The following is a 17,077-nucleotide window of genomic DNA, read 5'->3' as shown; positions in this document are numbered from 1 at the left end:
CGCGAAAAGATCGTGGGGCCTTGTTCGCTGAAAGGGCAGGCGAACTGGGAATTTCTCCCGGGTTTCAAAGCCCGTCCCGTCATCGAGATCGCCGTTGTCGCGGGGCTTTTGCTTCGATGATGCGACGTGGCGCGTTCTCGAGATCTTGGATGAAGCAGTTCGGTCGGCCGGCCCGACCACCGGAATATCGCACCCGCGCGCCGCGACGAAGGCAACCCGCCACCGCGATGCGCGCCCGGCGCCAGTTTTTGAGGACACGCATGACGACGAAATTGATAGCCCTTGCCGGGGCACTGGTTCTCTCGGTCTCCGGTCTCGCTCTGGCCCAGAATTCCGGCACGACGATCGTGCCGCAGGGCCAGAATGCCGCTGGCCAGGCAAAGCAGGGCGCGGCGGCCGCGACCGCGACGTCGCAGGCTGGCTCCGGCGAGGCCGCCGCGGCCTCCGGCACGGGCCAGGACGCTTCGGCCGAAAGCGCAGGAGCCGGCGAAGCGGCCCCGCAGACGCAGACGCAGACTTCGCAGACGGCAAGCGAAGGGGAGCCCGCCAAGGACGCCGCCGCGACGCCGGTCTCGAGCGATGCCGAGATGGCGGACGCTGGCCACATGAAGCCCTCGGCCCATCCCTCCAAGGATACGGCGACAGAAGGCAACAAACCCACCGAGGGCGATCTTGGCAAATACACCGATCCGGCCGGCAATCCGACCTATCTCGTCGACAAGGACGGCAAGGTCGATTGGTACACTTGGCGCGGCTACAAGAAATACATGGCCAACTGCATGCAGTGCCATGGGCCCGATGGCCTCGGCTCGTCCTTCGCGCCGAACCTGACGAGCCAGCTGCAGGACCTTTCCTACTACGACTTCGCCGGCATCATCGTGAGCGGCCAGAAGAACAAGTGGAACCCGAGCGGCAACTCCGTCATGCCGGCCTGGGGCGAGGATCCCAACGTGATGTGTTCGATGGATGCGATCTACATCTATCTGCGCGCCCGCACGGACGGTGTCGTCGGCCGCGGCGAGCCGAAGCGGATCGGCAACAACAAGCCGGCGCAGGAAGAAGAATACAGCTGTCTGGGGTTTTGATCGATGACGGCATCCGCCAAGTCTGACGGCCGCAACAACCCGACTGCCGCACGGGTCGGGTCTTTCTTCAAGCGATCGGCCGTCGCCGTCATGGCCCTTTGCGCATTTTCGAATGCGGCCTTCGCCCAAGCCGATCGCGAGTTCGGCAGCGAGGTCGAACTCGTCGATCCGGATGTGTTGAGGGTCTGCGCCGATCCCAACAACATGCCCTTTTCCAACCAGGCCGGGGAGGGTTTCGAGCAGGCGGTGGCCCGGCTTCTCGCCAAGAAGCTCGGCCGCAGCGACGTCACATACACCTATTTCCCGCAGGCCACGGGCTTCGTGCGGATGACGCTCGGCTCGAACCTTTGCGACATCATCATGAGCTACCCGCAAGGCGATGAGCTCGTTCAAAATACCAATGCCTATTATCGGACCGCCTATGCGCTGGTCTATCCGAAGGGCGGCGGCCTCGACGGCGTCACCACGATCGAGGATCCGAAGCTGAAGGACAAGCGGGTCGGCGTCGTCGCCGGCACGCCGCCGGGAACCTACATGGCGAGGGCCGGGCTGATGGCGAAAGCCAAGGCCTATCAGCTTGTCATCGACACCCGCATCGACAATTCCGCCAAGGCGATGATCGACGATCTGGAGGCTGGTACGATCGACGCGGCGGTGCTCTGGGGCCCGATGGCCGGCTATTACGCCAAAAAATCCGACAAGGATCTGACGGTCGTGCCGCTGACCCACGAGGGCAAGGGGCCGGCGATGGCCTTTCGCATCACCATGGGCGTGCGGCCGGCGGATCAGGAATGGAAGCGGACGCTGAACCGTTTGATCGCCGAGAACCAGAGCGAGATCAACGATATCCTCCTGTCCTACGGCGTTCCCCTGCTCGACGAGCAGGATCAGCCGATCGCGCCATCCGGTCGGGCGAGCCCGGCCGATGCGACGCCTGACAGCGGCGAGGCGGCTGCGCCCGCCGCCGGGCCGAAGGGCTGAGATGGGAAGGCGCGAGAAGGGAACGGTCGTCAGGACCTGCTCGCGCCGGTTCTGGCCGCTCACCGCCTGTGCCATGCTTCTGATCACTGAAGCCATCGCGCCGCCTTCCTGCTTGGCTGCGGGGGAGCCGGCGAAGCAGTCCGCCGCGAGTGAGGCCGTCGTCGCCGAACCGGACGGCTACCGGATGGACGACTATCGCGCCCCCGTTCCGGCGACCCTTGCAGGGGGGGCGGTCGTCGACACGGCCGAGGCGATCGCCCTGCACGAAAAGGGCGTGCCCTTCATCGACGTCCTGCCACGCGTGCCGAAGCCGAAGAACCTGCCTGAGGGCACGCTCTGGCGGCCGGAACCGCGACAGGACATTCCCGGCTCGATCTGGCTGGTCGACACCGGCTATGGCGAACTCGCGCCGGTCATGGAGCGCTATCTTCTCGACGGGATCGCCAGGGCGACCGGGGGCGACAAGGCGGCGCCGGTGCTGTTTTATTGCAAGCGCGACTGCTGGATGAGCTATAACGCCGCCAAGCGCGCCATCGCCGCGGGCTACACCTCCGTCTACTGGTATCCCGACGGCACCGAGGGCTGGACCGAAGCCGGCCGGCCGCTGGAAAAGCGCGAGCCGGAGCCGCGGCCGGACGAATAGGCGTTGGCTGGGGTATCTCCGCGCGCGCCACAGAAGCCTTTTCGTGCCGCGGCGCGGGCAGGCCGTGTGGGTGGCGCCTCTCGTCAGCCCCAGACCATCATCCGGAGCGGCATCCACAGCCCCATCGCGATCATGACGAGGTTCTCCGTCAGGGACACGAAGCCGAGCGGCACGTTCGAGCCACCGCCGACACAGGCGCATTTCAGCTCGCGCTTCTGGACATAGACGGCATAGTAGACGGAGATCGCCCCGATCGTGCCGATGACCAGAGCGATCGGTGCGGAAAGCCAGGTGAGCGCGCCGGCGATCATCAGGAGGCCGGCAAGCGTCTCGGCGAACGGATAGACATATCCGTAGCGAACCCAGCGCCTGGCCAGGAGATCGTAGTTCAGGAACATGGTCGAGAAACTCTCGACGTCCTGAAGCTTCTGGATACCGAGCAGCGTCATCGCAATCGCGAAGAACCACTCGATCGCCCGCAGGGTGAAGATCGTGTCATAGGCGGCATAGGAGATCGCAAGGCCCATCAGGAAGGCGACGGAGAAGATGGCGATCACCGGCTGGTAGGTGGTGTCGTCCTTCGACGCCACGGGCTTGCCGAAATGCTCGCGCAGCTCCGTATAGCCGCCGACGCGCTCCCCCTCGATGAAGGTCTGCGGCGTCGTTTCGACGTCATGCTCGTCCTTGAACGCGTCGGTCTCCTCGCGCGTGGTCAGCCAGTGGTCCTCGACGGCGTAACCCTCGCGCTCCAGAAGATCCTTGGATTTCAGCCCGAAGGGGCAGACGTGCTTTTCCATGACCATCCGGTAGAGGACGGCCCGTTTCCCTGCGTCCGGGGAGGGGGACATCATCTTCATCATCTCGTTCCGTCATGTTTGCGGGCGTCCGGCGCCCGGCTGTTCGATGCTTGATGTTCGCAGATGGGGCTTCCGGTAACTGGAAGGTCAATGGTGTGCAGGAGAAAGCCGATGCGACCGGCGGGCGAAATGCATCGGCTTGCCGACCGCCAGAACAATCGAACCATCGTTCCGCTCGGCCGGAGATTTTTGACCAAACGATAAAAAATTTGACGAGAGCGAAAAATGGAATCATTCTGAGATCTCTCGGCCATCGGCATTCCTCCACAGACGATGGATGGGCCAGGAAGAAGGAAATGATCGCCATGTCCGATCCGCTGCCACGCCGCCCCGACATCGCCGCCAGTCGGCTGCCCGGCGATGCGATCGCCAGGGGGTTTTCGGATCTTCATCCGGCCCTCGAAAGCCACGAGGCGCTGGTCGAGGCGGACCGCTGCTACTTTTGCTACGACGCGCCTTGCATGAACGCCTGTCCGACGGCGATCGACATTCCGCTGTTCATTCGCGAGATCCAGGCCGGCAACGCGATCGGCGCGGCGAAGACCATCCTGTCCGCCAACATTCTCGGCGGCATGTGCGCCCGTGTCTGTCCGACCGAGACGCTCTGCGAAGAGGTCTGCGTGCGCGAGATCGCCGAGGGCAAGCCGGTGCAGATCGGGCTGTTGCAGCGCCACGCGACGGACGCGCTGATGGCGACCGGCGAGCACCCCTTCAAGCGCGCCGCGCCGACAGGCAAGCGCATCGCCGTCGTCGGGGCTGGCCCGGCCGGCCTTTCCGCGGCGCATCGGCTCGCCATGCTCGGCCATGACGTGACGATCTTCGACGCCCGCGAAAAGCCGGGCGGCCTCAATGAATATGGCATCGCCGCCTACAAGGCGACGGAGGATTTCGCCCAGCGCGAGGTGGAGTTCCTCCTCAAGATCGGCGGCATCACCGTTCAGACCGGCAAGGCGCTCGGCAACACCATCCATCTCGCCGATCTTCGCCGGGATTTCGGCGCGGTGTTCCTCGGCCTCGGCCTTGCCGGCGTCAATGCGCTCGGCGCCGATGGGGAGACGTCGGGCGGCTCCCATGACGCCGTCGCCTGGATCGCCGACCTTCGACAGACATCCGACCTGTCACAGCTCCCGGTCGGCCGCCGGGTGGTCGTGATCGGCGGCGGCATGACGGCGATCGACGCCGCCGTACAGGCCAAGGCGCTCGGCGCCGAAGAGGTGACCATCGCCTATCGCCGTGGCCGCGAGCAGATGAATGCCAGCGTCTACGAGCAGGAGGTCGCCGCGACGCGGGGCGTCCATCTGCGCTTCAATCTGCAGCCAAAGCGCATTCTGGCCGAGGATGGCCATGTCACCGGCATCGAGCTGGAGCGCACGCGTATCGAAGACGGCAAGCTGGTGGCGACCGGCGAGACGGTGACGATCGAAGCCGATCAGGTCTTCAAGGCGATCGGCCAGAGCTTCACGGCGGACGGGACAGAGGGGGAAGGCGAGGGCATCGCTCTGGAGCGCGGCCGCATCAGGGTCGATGCCTCACGCCGCACCTCGCTCGAGGGCGTATGGGCCGGCGGCGACTGCATCTTCGGCGGCGAGGATCTGACGGTCGTCGCCGTCGAGGACGGCAAGGTCGCGGCGATGGACATTCATGCGGCGCTGGTGGCGGCGGAGAAGGTCGCGGCTGAGTGAGCCCACACGCCTCATAAAGCGCGAGATGATGAGCGGCGCGTGTTCAAAGGCAACTCGAGGATCAGAGCAACGCTATGAAGTCTTCTTCCGACATGCCGGCTTGCTTGATGATCGCACGCAATGTGCCGATCGGAATATCGCGGTTTCCGTGGACAGGCACGACGACGGCCCTGCGCACCGGCGAAACACGTTCCATGACATGGTGGCTGCCGGTGACATGATGGAGAGCGAAGCCAGCTTCCGTCAGCGCGCGCAAGACCCGCTTCCCGCTGACGGCCGGAAGCCTGGTCACAGTTCAGGCTGCCACGGTCACATGCTCGAGCAGGGGGACGACGTCCTCCGGGCGAGGAATACCCTCGGCATCGTAATATTCGAGGATGGCCTGAATGGCTTCCCGGCCGTGCTCGAGTGCTTCCTCGCGGCTCGCACCAAAGCTCACGACTTCCGGCAGCGCCGGTACCAGGACGGTGTAGCCGCCCTCGGGCTCGGGCCGCAGCTGGACCGTGTAGGTGACGCTTCCGCTCATTGTGCACCTCGAAGTCTCGTGCCGACCGTTTCCACCATAGCAACCTTCGGTGCGGTCTACCAGAAAAGGAGCCAGACCCGTGGCTGATCTCTCCACTTCCTTTCTCGGCATCTCGTCGCCGAACCCGTTCTGGCTCGCCTCGGCGCCGCCGACCGATAAGGAATACAACGTCCAGCGGGCCTTCGAGCAGGGCTGGGGCGGGGTGGTCTGGAAGACGCTCGGCGAGGATCCGCCCGTCGTCAACGTCAACGGCCCGCGCTACGGCGCGATCCACGGGCCGGACCGGCGGCTTCTGGCGCTCAACAATATCGAGCTGATCACCGACCGGGCGCTCGATACCAATCTGGAGGAAATCGCCCGGGTCAAGCGCAACTGGCCGGACCGGGCGATGATCGTCTCGCTCATGGTGCCCTGCGAGGAGGCGCCCTGGCAGAAGATCCTCGCCCTCGTCGAACAGACCGGCGCCGACGGCGTCGAACTCAATTTCGGCTGTCCCCACGGGATGAGCGAACGCGGCATGGGCTCGGCCGTCGGCCAGGTGCCGGAATATATCGAGATGGTCGCGCGCTGGTGCAAGCAGCATTCCAGGCTGCCGGTGATCGTCAAGCTGACGCCGAACATCACCGATATCCGCTATCCCGCGCGGGCGGCGAAGGCGGGCGGCGCCGATGCCGTTTCGCTGATCAACACCGTCAATGCGATCATGTCGATCGACCTCGACAATTTCGCGCCGACGCCGACGATCGACGGCAAGGGCTCCCATGGCGGCATGTGCGGCCCGGCGGTGCGACCGCTGGCGCTCAACATGGTCGCCGAGATCGCCCGCGACGTCGAAACCCGCGGCATGCCGATCTCCGGCATCGGCGGCATCACGACCTGGCGCGACGCGGCGGAGTTCATCGCGCTCGGCTGCGGCACGGTGCAGGTCTGCACGGCCGCGATGACCTACGGCTTCAAGATCGTCAAGGAAATGACCTCGGGCCTGTCGGACTGGATGGACGAGAAGGGCTACGCGACGATCGAGGATTTCCGTGGCCGCGCCGCGCCGAACGTCACCGACTGGCAGTATCTGAACCTCAACTACGTCACCAAGGCGCGGATCGACCAGGACAAGTGCATCTCCTGCGGGCGCTGCCACATCGCCTGCGAGGATACCTCGCATCAGGCGATCACCAACATGGTCGATGGCATGCGCAAGTTCGAGGTGATCGACGAGGAGTGTGTCGGCTGCAATCTCTGCGTCAATGTCTGCCCTGTCGCGGACTGCATCACCATGGAGCAGATCGCCGGGCAGGATCCCCGCACGAAAAAGCCGATCCCGCCCGAATATGGCAACTGGACGGCCCATCCCAATAATCCGATGGCCAAGGAGAAGATGCAGTTCGCGCCCAATCCCATGACATTGCCTGACGCAGCGGAGTAGGGCGTCCTCGTCGATCTCTGCCGGCCGTGGCAAGGCTGATGAATGGCCGCGCGGCTGGCCGGGCGAGGGCCAGGCATCCTGTGTTGATCAGGGCCGCGCGGGAAATGCGCCGCTCATTCGCGATCGTGCCCTTGCGGGAGGTGGCCGCGTCTTTTTTTGCGCGCTCGGCCTCTGTATCGACGCATCGTGCTTTCCGCAAACCGATCCCAATGTTCTGGCCAAGGCTGTCGCTGATCGTTTCGCTCCGCCGGCAAGCCCGTCATTGTCCGGCACATCTCGGTGAAACCACCGGATCTTGGCCGCGACAGATTGCTGGCCGTTTCAACGTCATGACGAAAGCCAAATTCGACGCGACGCCTGGAATTGTAACCACCAAGTAACCTGCCGCGGTCATATTCCTTGTGTGACAGAGCCTTAAGGCTCACTTGCATTTGGGTAATCCGGTAATACTGCCGAGAAAGACGCGTGATGTCGATCAAGGTGAGACTCATCCTGGGGTGTCTGGTCTTTGCGGGGCTGACAATCGCATTCGGTCTGTTGTCCTTTCGCGGGCAGCTCGATGCGGTGGACAGGCTGAGCGCATTCGTCGATTCAGGCGTCGACCCGCTGACGCGGTTGCAGACCAGCCTTGGGAACCTCGGCGAAGTCCGCAGTCGCCTTGAAAGCGAGATTCAGATCGATGGTGACGCGGCCCGGCGCATGGCGCTTGGCGGACGCGATCTTCAAAGTGTTCTGTCGGCGGTGGCTGATGTGCGTGAAAACGTCGCCGCGGTTCTGGAGACCAACATTCCGGAAACGGCCAAGGATTCGCTTCGCGGTCTCGTCTACTCGCTGGGATTGATCGAGACCGGATACGCTTCCGTGTCCAAGCCGACGGTTGCCAGAGAGCTGGAAAAGATCACCCTCGGACTCCAGTCGGCTCTCCGGATCCTGCGCAACGACCTCGACGAGCGCGGTGAGGCCGCCGACGAGGCGATGGAAAGTTCCAAGACCCAGGGCGCCGTCGCACTCGGCACGGTCCTCTTCGCCATGCTCGGGCTCGTCATCTATCTCATCCGCTCGGTTTCGACGCCGTTCAGGCGAATGAGCGAGACCGCACGGGCGCTGCTGGCAAATGAGGAGATCGAAATCAAGCCGATCGGTCCCAAGGAAGTGCGTGAAGCGACCGCAGCTATCGCTGAGCTGCAGGATCGCTGCCAGTTTCTCAAGACCGATCTCGACGCCAAGACCAACATGCTGTCAGACAAGATCGAGGCGCAGCAGGGCCAGTTGCAGGCCGCTCTCGACAACATGACCCAAGCGCTCTGCATGCTCGACGGGCAGCGGCGGCTGTTGTTGTCGAACGGCGTTTTCAACGAGCGTTTCGGCGAGTTCGACATCCTAACGCCGGCCAAGAAGTTCTTCTCCGATCCAAGTCTCACCAGCGCCCTGCGCGAGAACGAGACCGATTCGATCCAGATGACGATGCCGGACGGAATCGTTCTCGAGGTGAAGCGCCGCGGCATGGTCGCCAAGGGCTTGCTGATCACCTTCGAAGACATCACCCAGCGCGAGCTCATCTCCAAACGCCTGAAGCATCTGGCCGGTCACGATCAGCTGACCGACCTGCCGAACCGGCGCCAGTTCGGCGAGGATCTCGACGCGCTTTTGAAGACCGCGCGCAAGCCTTTCGCGGTCGTCGTCGTCGATCTGCGCAATTTCAAGTCGATCAACGACAATTACGGCCATCCGATCGGCGATCTGCTGCTGAAGGCTTGCGGCGATCGCCTCGCCGGTCTCGGCGATGGCCGCTCGCGCGTCGCCCGCCTCGGCGGCGACGAATTCGCCATCATCACGCCGCAAACGAAGACGGCGCCCGACGTCGAGGCGCTCGGCAAGGCGATCGTCAGCAGCTTCAATGAGCCCTTCGAAATCGAGGACAGGCGGATGTTCGCGACCGTCAGCGTCGGCATCGTCGTCCACGATCCGAGTGCCGTCGAACGCGATGGCATCAATGCCGACATCATGCTGCAGAACTGCGACCTCGCACTCTACAAGGCCAAGGAGGATCGCTCGGGCATCGGCAGCTGCGAAGTCTTCGAGCCTGCCATGCGCGCGCGACTGAAGGAGCGCTGCGAAATGGAGGTCGATCTGAAGGCGGCGCTCGATGCCGAAGAGTTCGAACTCTACTATCAGCCCTTCGTCGACATGGCGGAAAAGCGCGTCAGCGGCTTCGAGGCCCTCTTGCGCTGGCGTCATCCGGAAAAGGGCATGATCTCGCCAGCCGACTTCATCCCGCTTGCCGAAGAGTCCGGGCTGATCGACCGTCTGGGGATCTGGTGCCTGAACACGGCCTGCGCCGAGGCGGCGACCTGGCCGGAAACGATGACGATTTCGGTCAATCTGTCGCCCATGCAGTTCAAGAGCGATACGCTTCTCGCCGATATCGACAACGCCTTGAAGACTTCGGGCCTTGCAGCCAACCGGCTGCAGATCGAGGTGACCGAGTCGCTTTTCCTCGACCAGAGCGATCGCATCCTCGATATCCTGAAAGAGATGCGAAGCCGCGGCCTGACCGTTTCCATGGACGATTTCGGTACCGGCTACTCCTCGCTCGGCTATCTCAGCCGCTTCTCCTTCAACAAGATCAAGATCGACCAGTCCTTCGTGCGCGATCTCGGGCGGCAGGAGAACATCGCCATCGTAAGGTCGGTGATCGGCCTGTCGAAATCCCTGAAGATGCAGGTGATTGCGGAAGGCATCGAGACAGAGCAGCAGATGCGCGGGCTGCTCGCCGAAGGTTGTCGGGAGATGCAGGGCTACTTCTTCTCCAAGCCCCAGCCGAAGGAAGAGCTTCCCCGCATGATCGCCGAGATCACCAAGCGCTGGACCGGCGATCTGGGGGCTTCGGCGGACGCAGCTCTGGCTGCCTGAGGCTTGGGTGCCAACGCCTTCAAAAACGCTCGCGCGGCGCCATCAGCCTCGCGGGCGAACGCCGTTGAGCACGATCGTCAGCACCGCCTGGGCGGTCTGTTCGTGAAAGCCAGGCTTGGCGACCTGTGAGCCGAGCACCGCGCGCACCTGCACATCGAAGTCGGCATAGTGCTGCGTGACGGCCCAGATCATGAACACCAGATGCATCGGATCGACCGGGGCGAGGCGGCCTTCGTCGACCCAACGGCCGATCACGCCTGCTTTTTCGTGCACCAGCTCCCGCAGCCGGGTCTTGAGAAAATCGCCGATCACCGGCGCGCCGGCCAGGACCTCGTTGGCAAACAGTCGCGACGCAGCCGGCTTTTCGGCAGACATTCGAAGTTTCAGTGTGATGTAGCGCCGCAGCTCCTCGATCGGATCGCCATTCGGATCGATGGCGGCGAGCGGCGCCAGCCAGTCGCTCAGCGTGTGTTCCAGGACGGCTCTGTAGATGTCCGGCTTGCGGCGAAAATAATACAGGAGATTGGGCTTCGACATCTCGGCCCTGGCGGCGATCTGATCGACGGTCGCGCCACGAAAGCCATGCGCCGCGAATACTTCCAGAGCCGCATCCAGAATCACCTCGCGGTTGATCGCCTGGATCCGCGTCGGCTGCGCCGGGCCCGTCCTCGAACCGGCAAGAGGTTCGCGCTTGGCGTCCAAATCGAGTTTCCTTTTCGCTCGCTCCGCGGCCTTCGAACCGCATCATGCGAATGCGCTTGACCGGTTTCGGTCGAGCTTCTAGCGTCCGATTTGACCAAATAGTCAAGAATCCGCGCAAGAGCGCAACCATCCTGGGCTGGTCTCGCCGGGATCGAGAGAAGGCAGCGGTCATGAACGAGCAGGCGCGGGTCGTGCCCAACAATCTCGAGGCCTTCTGGATGCCGTTTTCGGCAAACCGGCAGTTCAAGCAGGCCCCGCGCATGTTCGTCGGCGCCAGGGACATGCACTATACGACGAGCGACGGTCGGCAGGTTCTGGACGGCACTGCCGGGCTGTGGTGCGTCAATGCCGGCCACTGCCGACCGAAGATCACCGAGGCGATCCAGCGCCAGGCCGCCGAGCTCGACTATGCGCCGGCCTTCCAGATGGGCCATCCGAAAGCCTTCGAACTCGCCTCGCGGCTGGCGACGATCGCTCCGGACGGGCTCGACCACGTCTTCTTCACCAATTCCGGCTCGGAATCGGTCGAGACGGCGCTGAAGATCGCGCTTGCCTATCACCGGGCGAAGGGCGACGGGGCGCGCTTCCGCCTGATCGGCCGCGAGCGCGGCTATCACGGCGTCAATTTCGGCGGCATCTCGGTCGGCGGCATCGTCGGCAACCGCAAGATGTTCGGCACGCTTTTGACCGGCGTCGACCACATGCGCCACACCCACGACCCCGAGCGCAATCCCTATTCCAGGGGCGCGACCGAGCACGGCGCCGAGCTTGCCGAGGATCTCCTGCGCATCGCGACATTGCACGATCCCTCGACCATCGCCGCCGTCATCGTCGAGCCGGTGGCCGGCTCCACCGGTGTGCTGCCGCCGCCAAAGGGCTATCTGAAGCGCCTGCGCGAGATCTGCGACCAGCACGGCATCCTTCTGATCTTCGACGAGGTGATCACCGGCTACGGGCGGATGGGCACGGCCTTTGCGGCGGACTATTTCGGTGTGACGCCGGACATCATGATCACCGCCAAGGGCCTGACCAACGGTGTCATCCCCATGGGCGCGGTCTTCGCATCGTCGAAGATCTACGACGCCTTCATGAGCGGGCCGGAGCACCTGATCGAATTCGCCCATGGCTACACCTATTCCGGCAATCCGATCGCCGCGGCCGCCGGCCTCGCGACGCTGGAGACCTATCTGGAAGAAGGGCTGTTCGAGCGGGCAAAGGCCTTGGAGCCGGTCTGGGCAGACGCGATCCACTCGCTGAAGGGCACCCGCCACGTCATCGACATCCGCACCATCGGCCTCATCGGCGCGATCGAGCTGGAGCCGATGAAGGGCGAACCGACCAAGCGGGCCTTCTCGGCCTTCGTGAAGGCCTTCGAGGAGGGGCTGCTCATCCGCACGACGGGCGACATCATCGCCCTGTCGCCGCCGCTGATGGTGTCGGAGGACCAGATCGGCGAGATCGTGGATACGCTGAAGGGGATTTTGGGAGGGCTGGAGTAACTCTCTGCGTCTTCGGTCATGCTGCGGGCCAGGACGCCGGCAAAGGTTCCGCCGAAGATCGACGGGGAAGGCGCTGCCTCCGAAACACCGTCATTCTCGGGCCCCGTCCCGAGAATCCAGGGGCGGTTGCCGCGACGCCGGCGGTTGCGGCCCTTTGCAGTTGATTTGGACGGTACTCTACGATCTCTGGATTCTCGGGACGGGGCCCGAGAATGACGAAGCGGAGAGGGGTGGCGCCCGCTCTGAGCTCTCTCGCAGCGCCCTTAATCTGAATGCCATGAAAGACCGTTGCACCGCCGTCCTGTGTAGCTTTTTCTGAAAAGGACATCTCCCATGAGCCAGCTTTCCAACCTCCAGATCAACGGCGATCGCCTCTGGGATGCCCTCATGGAGATGGCGAAGATCGGCCCTGGCATTGCCGGCGGCAACAACCGCCAAACGCTGACCGACGAGGACGGGGAGGGGCGCAAGCTGTTCCAGTCCTGGGCGGAGGCGGCCGGCATGACCATGGGCGTCGATACCATGGGCAACATGTTCTTCCGCCGCGAGGGCGCCGATCCCGACGCTCTGCCGGTCTATGTCGGCAGCCATCTCGATACCCAGCCGACCGGCGGCAAGTATGACGGCGTTCTCGGCGTTCTCGGCGCGCTGGAAATGGTCCGCACGCTGAACGACCTCGACATCAGGACGAAGCACCCGATCGTCGTCACCAACTGGACCAACGAGGAGGGCACGCGCTTTGCCCCGGCCATGCTCGCCTCGGGCGTCTTTGCCGGCGTCCATGAGGAGGACTGGGCGAAGGCACGGGTCGACGCCAAGGGCAAGAATTTCGGCGACGAGCTGGAGCGTATCGGCTGGAAGGGCGAAGAGCCGGTCGGCTCACGCAAGATGAAGGCGTTTTTCGAGCTCCACATCGAGCAGGGGCCGATCCTCGAGGACGAGGGAATCGACATCGGCGTCGTCACCCATGGGCAGGGGCTCTACTGGCTCGAGGTGACGCTGACCGGCAAGGAGAGCCACACGGGCTCGACGCCGATGCCCAAGCGCCGCAATGCCGGCCTCGGCATGGCCCGGGTGACCGAGCTCGTCCACGAGGTGGCGATGGACTACCAGCCGAGTGCCGTCGGCGCGATCGGCCATGTCGATGTCTATCCCAACTCGCGCAACATCATTCCCGGCAAGTGTGTCTTCACCATCGACATCCGCTCGCCGCAGCTGAAGATCCTCAACGAGATGCGCGAGCGGATCGAGGACGGCATCGACCTGATCGCCGAGGCTCTCGACATCGACGCCGCCGTCGACGAGGTGGGCCATTTCGATCCGGTGACCTTCGACAAGGACTGCGTCAAGGCCGTGCGCGACGCCGCCGAGCGGCTCGGCCTTTCCCACACCGACATCGTGTCGGGCGCCGGCCACGACGCCTGCTGGATCAACCGCGTCGCCCCGACGGCAATGGTCATGTGCCCTTGTGTGGACGGCCTGTCACACAACGAGGCCGAGGAGATTACGAAGGAGTGGGCGCGCAATGGCGCGAACGTGCTGATGCATGCGGTGGTGGAGACGGCGGGGGTGGTGGAGTAGGATAGGCGCGGCCGATCAGGATACAGGAGTTCCGCCATGGATGATCCGCGCAATCAAAATTCGCGATCGGACGATGTCGGGAATATCTCGACAGTGGCGGCCTGGCGCGCAGCCAAAGCCGATCCGAACTATCTGCAGGAGGCAGATCGCCAGGCTCGCAGCGCCGCATATGCCGATGTGGAAGACCGCGTCATGGAATGGTGCGAGGGAATCGCAGCCGAAGCGTGGGACGACCTGTGAGCTTCCGGCGCGGCGACTTCGTGACAGCGACTTTCCCTGGCGACCTCAAAAAGCCCCGGCCGGGCCTGATCCTGCAGGCCAATGAGTATATCGAGGGCCACCGGACGCTGCTCGTCTGCCCGCTGACCACCTATCCTTCAGAATCTCGACTGTTCCGTCCGGTCTTTCTCCCAACGTCGGAGAACGGACTTGAACACCGATCCGAAGCAATGATCGACAAGCTGAGTCCTGTCCGGAAAGATGGCATTCGCCAGCGTATCGGGACCGCGACGCACGAAGAACTTTTGACGATCGAGCTTGCACTCATAACGGTGACAGGGCTCGACCGATTTCTGGTTTTCGACGAGCCGACCGAGAAGGAGTAAGTTGCCATGACCACAGTCATCAAAGGCGGCACCATCGTCACCGCCGATCTCACCTACAAGGCCGACATCCTGATCGACGGCGACAAGATCGCCGCGATCGGGCCGGACCTTTCCGGCGACGAGGTGATCGACGCCTCCGGTGCATATATCATGCCGGGCGGCATCGATCCGCACACCCATATGGAAATGCCCTTCATGGGCACCTTCTCGGCCGACGATTTCGACACCGGCACGGCGGCGGCACTGGCCGGCGGCACGACCATGACCGTCGATTTCTGCCTGCCGGACCCGGACCAGGGGCCGCTCGATGCGCTGCAGACCTGGTTCCAGAAGGCCGGCCCGGCGCGCACGGACTATTCCTTCCACATGGGCGTTACCTGGTGGGGCCAGAAATTCTTCGACGAGATGCCGAAGGTGGTCGACGCAGGCATCAACACCTTCAAGCACTTCATGGCCTATAAGGGCGCCTTGATGGTGAACGACGACGAGATGTTCGCGTCGTTCACGCGCTGCGCCGAGATCGGCGCCATGCCGCTGGTCCATGCCGAGAACGGCGACGTCGTCGCGTTTTTGCAGCAGAAGCTGATGGCCGAAGGCAACAACGGTCCCGAGGCCCATGCCTTCTCGCGCCCGCCCGAGGTCGAAGGTGAGGCGGTGAACCGGGCGATCATGATCGCCGATCAGGCCGGCGTGCCGCTCTACGTCGTCCACACCTCCTGCGAACAGGCCCACGAGGCGATCCGCCGGGCGCGGCAGAAGGGCATGCGCGTTTTCGGCGAGCCGCTGATCCAGCATCTGGTCCTTGACGACGGCGAATATCGCCACCCCGACTGGGATCATGCGGCGCGCCGGGTGATGTCGCCGCCGTTTCGGGACAAGAGCCATCAGGATTCGCTCTGGGCGGGGCTCGCGGCCGGCTCGCTGCAGGTCGTCGCCACCGATCACTGCGCCTTCACCACCAAGCAGAAGCGCATGGGCCTCGGCGACTTCACCAAGATCCCGAACGGCACCGGCGGGCTGGAAGACCGGCTCTCGGTCCTCTGGACAAAAGGCGTCGTGACAGGTCGGCTGACGATGAACGAGTTCGTCGCCGTCACCTCGACGAATATCGCCAAGATCCTCAACGTCTATCCGAAGAAGGGCGCGATCCTCGTCGGCGCCGATGCCGATCTGATCGTCTTCGATCCGAAGGCGACGAAGACGATTTCGGCAAAAACCCAGAAGTCGGCGATCGACTACAACGTCTTCGAGGGCGTCGAGGTGACGGGCATGCCGGTGATGACCTTCTCCCGCGGCAAGCTCGCCTACAAGGAAGGCGACGTTCGTGCCGAAAAGGGCGACGGCCGCTTCGTCGAGCGGTCCGCCAATGCGCCGGTCAACAAGGCGCTCTCGACCTGGAAGGAACTGACAGCCCCGCGCAAGGTCGAGCGGACGGGGATTCCGATGAGCGGGGTGTAATTTATTGATCGACCACCTTTCCGGGATTCGATACCGTCGTGAGTTGTGAAGCTTGCTGATGAGGATCTCAGATGAAAGAATTGCTGGAGCAGTGGATCTTGGAGGGGGTCCGCGCGAACGGAGGCGCTGCCACGGTTCTCGAAGTTGCGAAGTACCTTTGGGAGCACCATGAAGCGGAACTGCGAGGCGGCGGTGATTACTTCTATACGTGGCAGTACGATATGCGTTGGGCAGGACAACGGCTGCGGGACGACGGCTTTCTAGAACTTGGACCGAACAGAACATGGCAGCTCGTCGCTGGATGAGCGAATTATATGTCCGAGTGAGCTGCTTAAGCGTTCGGGGGGGGCCGGCTGATGGGACGATGTCACCGCACAATTCGGGCATGCCCAAATTCGGAGGAGCGGCTTTGATCAAAACTCGTCTTTTTTGGCCCGGCATCCAATCGTAGAGCCATTCCCCTCCCCTTGAGGGGAGGGGTTAGGGGTGGGGGTCCCCTACGACTTGAAAGAAGGCTGTCATGCCAAGCCGCATCGACCGCACGTCCATCGAAAAAGCCCGCCGGCTGCGCAAATCGATGACGGATGGCGAAAAGCGCCTCTGGCAAGAACTCAAGACCTTCCGCCGGCACTTCGGAGTCCACTTCCGCAAACAGGTGCCGATCGGACCCTAAATCGCCGACTTCGCCGTCCATACCGAGCGTCTGATCGTGGAGGTCGACGGTGAGTTTCATCAGCATCCGGACCGTCTGGCGCGAGACGCGGTCCGGGATGACTGGCTGAACCGACAAGGCTACCGGGTTATGCGCTTCTCGACGGGCGACATCGACGACGCCTTCGACGGATGCATCGAAGAGATCATGGGCATCCTGGGATTGAAGCGGTGAGGGCGGGCACCGGTACTCCCTCGAAAGTCGACGCCGTTACCCCCACCCCTGCCCCTCCCCACAAGGGGGAGGGGAATGCACTCGCGCGACCGCCTGGAAAACGGCGAAAGCGCTGGGCGGCTTCACCAGCTTATGGAGCAGGCACAGCATCCTGGCTTCGAAGCTGGAAACGCTCGAACGCGGCGGCGATGCTGACCGGCGCAGCGGCAGGTGGAGCGCAAGGGCGTCTCGCTGAT

General features: G+C 63.6%; 16 protein-coding genes and 1 pseudogene. 13 read left to right on the top strand and 4 right to left on the bottom strand.

What is annotated here, in order from left to right; all coding sequences use genetic code 11:
- The first annotated feature begins 260 nt into the window (after positions 1-260).
- From J6595_RS22430 to J6595_RS02615, 3 genes are all read left to right on the top strand, one after another.
- Positions 261-1,085: a c-type cytochrome gene (locus J6595_RS22430; protein ID WP_245197542.1), complete on the top strand. Its 825-nt coding sequence runs from the start codon at positions 261-263 to the stop codon at positions 1,083-1,085.
- A gap of 90 nt (positions 1,086-1,175) precedes the next feature.
- Positions 1,176-2,066, top strand: coding sequence for a substrate-binding domain-containing protein (locus tag J6595_RS02620; protein ID WP_245197582.1), 891 nt, complete (start codon positions 1,176-1,178; stop codon positions 2,064-2,066).
- A 1-nt stretch (position 2,067) separates the two neighbouring features.
- Positions 2,068-2,709 carry a PQQ-dependent catabolism-associated CXXCW motif protein gene (locus tag J6595_RS02615; RefSeq protein WP_245197541.1) on the top strand — a complete coding sequence of 214 codons (642 nt, stop codon included), beginning with the start codon at positions 2,068-2,070 and terminating at the stop codon, positions 2,707-2,709.
- 83 nt (positions 2,710-2,792) lie between these two features.
- On the opposite strand, the gene J6595_RS02610 is transcribed toward J6595_RS02615, so the two are convergent.
- Entirely contained in the window at positions 2,793-3,566 is a 774-nt protein-coding gene (locus J6595_RS02610; protein ID WP_245197540.1) for a glutaredoxin family protein, read from the bottom strand.
- Between the two features lie 305 nt (positions 3,567-3,871).
- Between J6595_RS02610 and J6595_RS02605 the strand changes: the two genes are divergently transcribed.
- Positions 3,872-5,248, top strand: a complete 1,377-nt coding sequence (locus J6595_RS02605) for an NAD(P)-dependent oxidoreductase (protein ID WP_209592865.1) — start codon at positions 3,872-3,874, stop codon at positions 5,246-5,248.
- 61 nt (positions 5,249-5,309) lie between these two features.
- Here the strand turns inward: J6595_RS02605 and J6595_RS02600 are convergent, their stop codons facing one another.
- Both J6595_RS02600 and J6595_RS02595 read right to left on the bottom strand, forming a co-directional pair.
- Entirely contained in the window at positions 5,310-5,504 is a 195-nt protein-coding gene (locus J6595_RS02600) for a type II toxin-antitoxin system HicA family toxin (RefSeq protein WP_209592864.1), read from the bottom strand.
- Between the two features lie 39 nt (positions 5,505-5,543).
- Positions 5,544-5,774 carry a type II toxin-antitoxin system HicB family antitoxin gene (locus J6595_RS02595; RefSeq protein ID WP_209592863.1) on the bottom strand — a complete coding sequence of 77 codons (231 nt, stop codon included), beginning with the start codon at positions 5,772-5,774 and terminating at the stop codon, positions 5,544-5,546.
- A 79-nt stretch (positions 5,775-5,853) separates the two neighbouring features.
- Between J6595_RS02595 and preA the strand changes: the two genes are divergently transcribed.
- Entirely contained in the window at positions 5,854-7,197 is a 1,344-nt protein-coding gene (gene preA, locus J6595_RS02590) for an NAD-dependent dihydropyrimidine dehydrogenase subunit PreA (RefSeq protein WP_209592862.1), read from the top strand.
- A gap of 468 nt (positions 7,198-7,665) precedes the next feature.
- On the top strand, positions 7,666-10,110 hold the full coding sequence (locus J6595_RS02585) for a putative bifunctional diguanylate cyclase/phosphodiesterase (protein WP_209592861.1): 2,445 nt from the start codon (positions 7,666-7,668) through the stop codon (positions 10,108-10,110).
- Between the two features lie 42 nt (positions 10,111-10,152).
- Here J6595_RS02585 and J6595_RS02580 read toward each other — a convergent pair whose 3' ends face one another.
- A complete protein-coding gene (locus J6595_RS02580; RefSeq protein ID WP_209592860.1) occupies positions 10,153-10,812 on the bottom strand; it encodes a TetR family transcriptional regulator C-terminal domain-containing protein in 660 nt (219 codons plus the stop codon).
- 170 nt (positions 10,813-10,982) lie between these two features.
- Here J6595_RS02580 and aptA point away from each other — a divergent pair, with 170 nt between their 5' ends.
- From aptA to J6595_RS02545, 7 genes and pseudogenes are all read left to right on the top strand, one after another.
- A complete protein-coding gene (gene aptA, locus J6595_RS02575) occupies positions 10,983-12,311 on the top strand; it encodes an omega-aminotransferase AptA (protein ID WP_209592859.1) in 1,329 nt (442 codons plus the stop codon).
- A 333-nt stretch (positions 12,312-12,644) separates the two neighbouring features.
- The gene (locus J6595_RS02570; RefSeq protein ID WP_209592858.1) at positions 12,645-13,892 is read left to right on the top strand and encodes a Zn-dependent hydrolase; all 1,248 of its coding nucleotides are present in this window, start codon (positions 12,645-12,647) and stop codon (positions 13,890-13,892) included.
- 36 nt (positions 13,893-13,928) lie between these two features.
- The gene (locus tag J6595_RS02565) at positions 13,929-14,132 is read left to right on the top strand and encodes a hypothetical protein (protein WP_209592857.1); all 204 of its coding nucleotides are present in this window, start codon (positions 13,929-13,931) and stop codon (positions 14,130-14,132) included.
- Positions 14,129-14,497: a type II toxin-antitoxin system PemK/MazF family toxin gene (locus tag J6595_RS02560; protein WP_209592856.1), complete on the top strand. Its 369-nt coding sequence runs from the start codon at positions 14,129-14,131 to the stop codon at positions 14,495-14,497. The genes J6595_RS02565 and J6595_RS02560 overlap by 4 nt, the downstream gene beginning before the upstream one ends.
- A gap of 6 nt (positions 14,498-14,503) precedes the next feature.
- The gene (hydA, locus tag J6595_RS02555; protein WP_209592855.1) at positions 14,504-15,955 is read left to right on the top strand and encodes a dihydropyrimidinase; all 1,452 of its coding nucleotides are present in this window, start codon (positions 14,504-14,506) and stop codon (positions 15,953-15,955) included.
- Between the two features lie 71 nt (positions 15,956-16,026).
- Positions 16,027-16,260 carry a hypothetical protein gene (locus tag J6595_RS02550; RefSeq protein WP_209592854.1) on the top strand — a complete coding sequence of 78 codons (234 nt, stop codon included), beginning with the start codon at positions 16,027-16,029 and terminating at the stop codon, positions 16,258-16,260.
- 215 nt (positions 16,261-16,475) lie between these two features.
- Positions 16,476-16,841 (top strand): annotated as a pseudogene (locus tag J6595_RS02545) (endonuclease domain-containing protein).
- Positions 16,842-17,077: the final 236 nt, after the last annotated feature.

Origin of the sequence: Jiella mangrovi (assembly GCF_017815135.1) — a bacterium.
GTDB classification, from domain to species: Bacteria; Pseudomonadota; Alphaproteobacteria; order Rhizobiales; family Rhizobiaceae; genus Jiella; species Jiella mangrovi.
Note: the sequence above shows the minus strand (reverse complement) of the source record. Positions and strands in the feature narration are given on the sequence as shown.

What these genes read in the sequence shown, in the direction of transcription:
- J6595_RS02620 (WP_245197582.1), top strand. Translation starts at nt 1,176, where the DNA reads ATGGCCCTTTGCGCATTTTCGAATGCGGCCTTCGCCCAAGCCGATCGC.
- J6595_RS02550 (WP_209592854.1), top strand. Translation starts at nt 16,027, where the DNA reads ATGAAAGAATTGCTGGAGCAGTGGATCTTGGAGGGGGTCCGCGCGAAC.
- J6595_RS02605 (WP_209592865.1), top strand. Translation starts at nt 3,872, where the DNA reads ATGTCCGATCCGCTGCCACGCCGCCCCGACATCGCCGCCAGTCGGCTG.
- J6595_RS02610 (WP_245197540.1), bottom strand. Translation starts at nt 3,566, where the DNA reads ATGAAGATGATGTCCCCCTCCCCGGACGCAGGGAAACGGGCCGTCCTC.
- J6595_RS02615 (WP_245197541.1), top strand. Translation starts at nt 2,068, where the DNA reads ATGGGAAGGCGCGAGAAGGGAACGGTCGTCAGGACCTGCTCGCGCCGG.
- aptA (WP_209592859.1), top strand. Translation starts at nt 10,983, where the DNA reads ATGAACGAGCAGGCGCGGGTCGTGCCCAACAATCTCGAGGCCTTCTGG.
- hydA (WP_209592855.1), top strand. Translation starts at nt 14,504, where the DNA reads ATGACCACAGTCATCAAAGGCGGCACCATCGTCACCGCCGATCTCACC.
- J6595_RS02565 (WP_209592857.1), top strand. Translation starts at nt 13,929, where the DNA reads ATGGATGATCCGCGCAATCAAAATTCGCGATCGGACGATGTCGGGAAT.
- J6595_RS02570 (WP_209592858.1), top strand. Translation starts at nt 12,645, where the DNA reads ATGAGCCAGCTTTCCAACCTCCAGATCAACGGCGATCGCCTCTGGGAT.
- J6595_RS02595 (WP_209592863.1), bottom strand. Translation starts at nt 5,774, where the DNA reads ATGAGCGGAAGCGTCACCTACACGGTCCAGCTGCGGCCCGAGCCCGAG.
- J6595_RS22430 (WP_245197542.1), top strand. Translation starts at nt 261, where the DNA reads ATGACGACGAAATTGATAGCCCTTGCCGGGGCACTGGTTCTCTCGGTC.
- J6595_RS02585 (WP_209592861.1), top strand. Translation starts at nt 7,666, where the DNA reads ATGTCGATCAAGGTGAGACTCATCCTGGGGTGTCTGGTCTTTGCGGGG.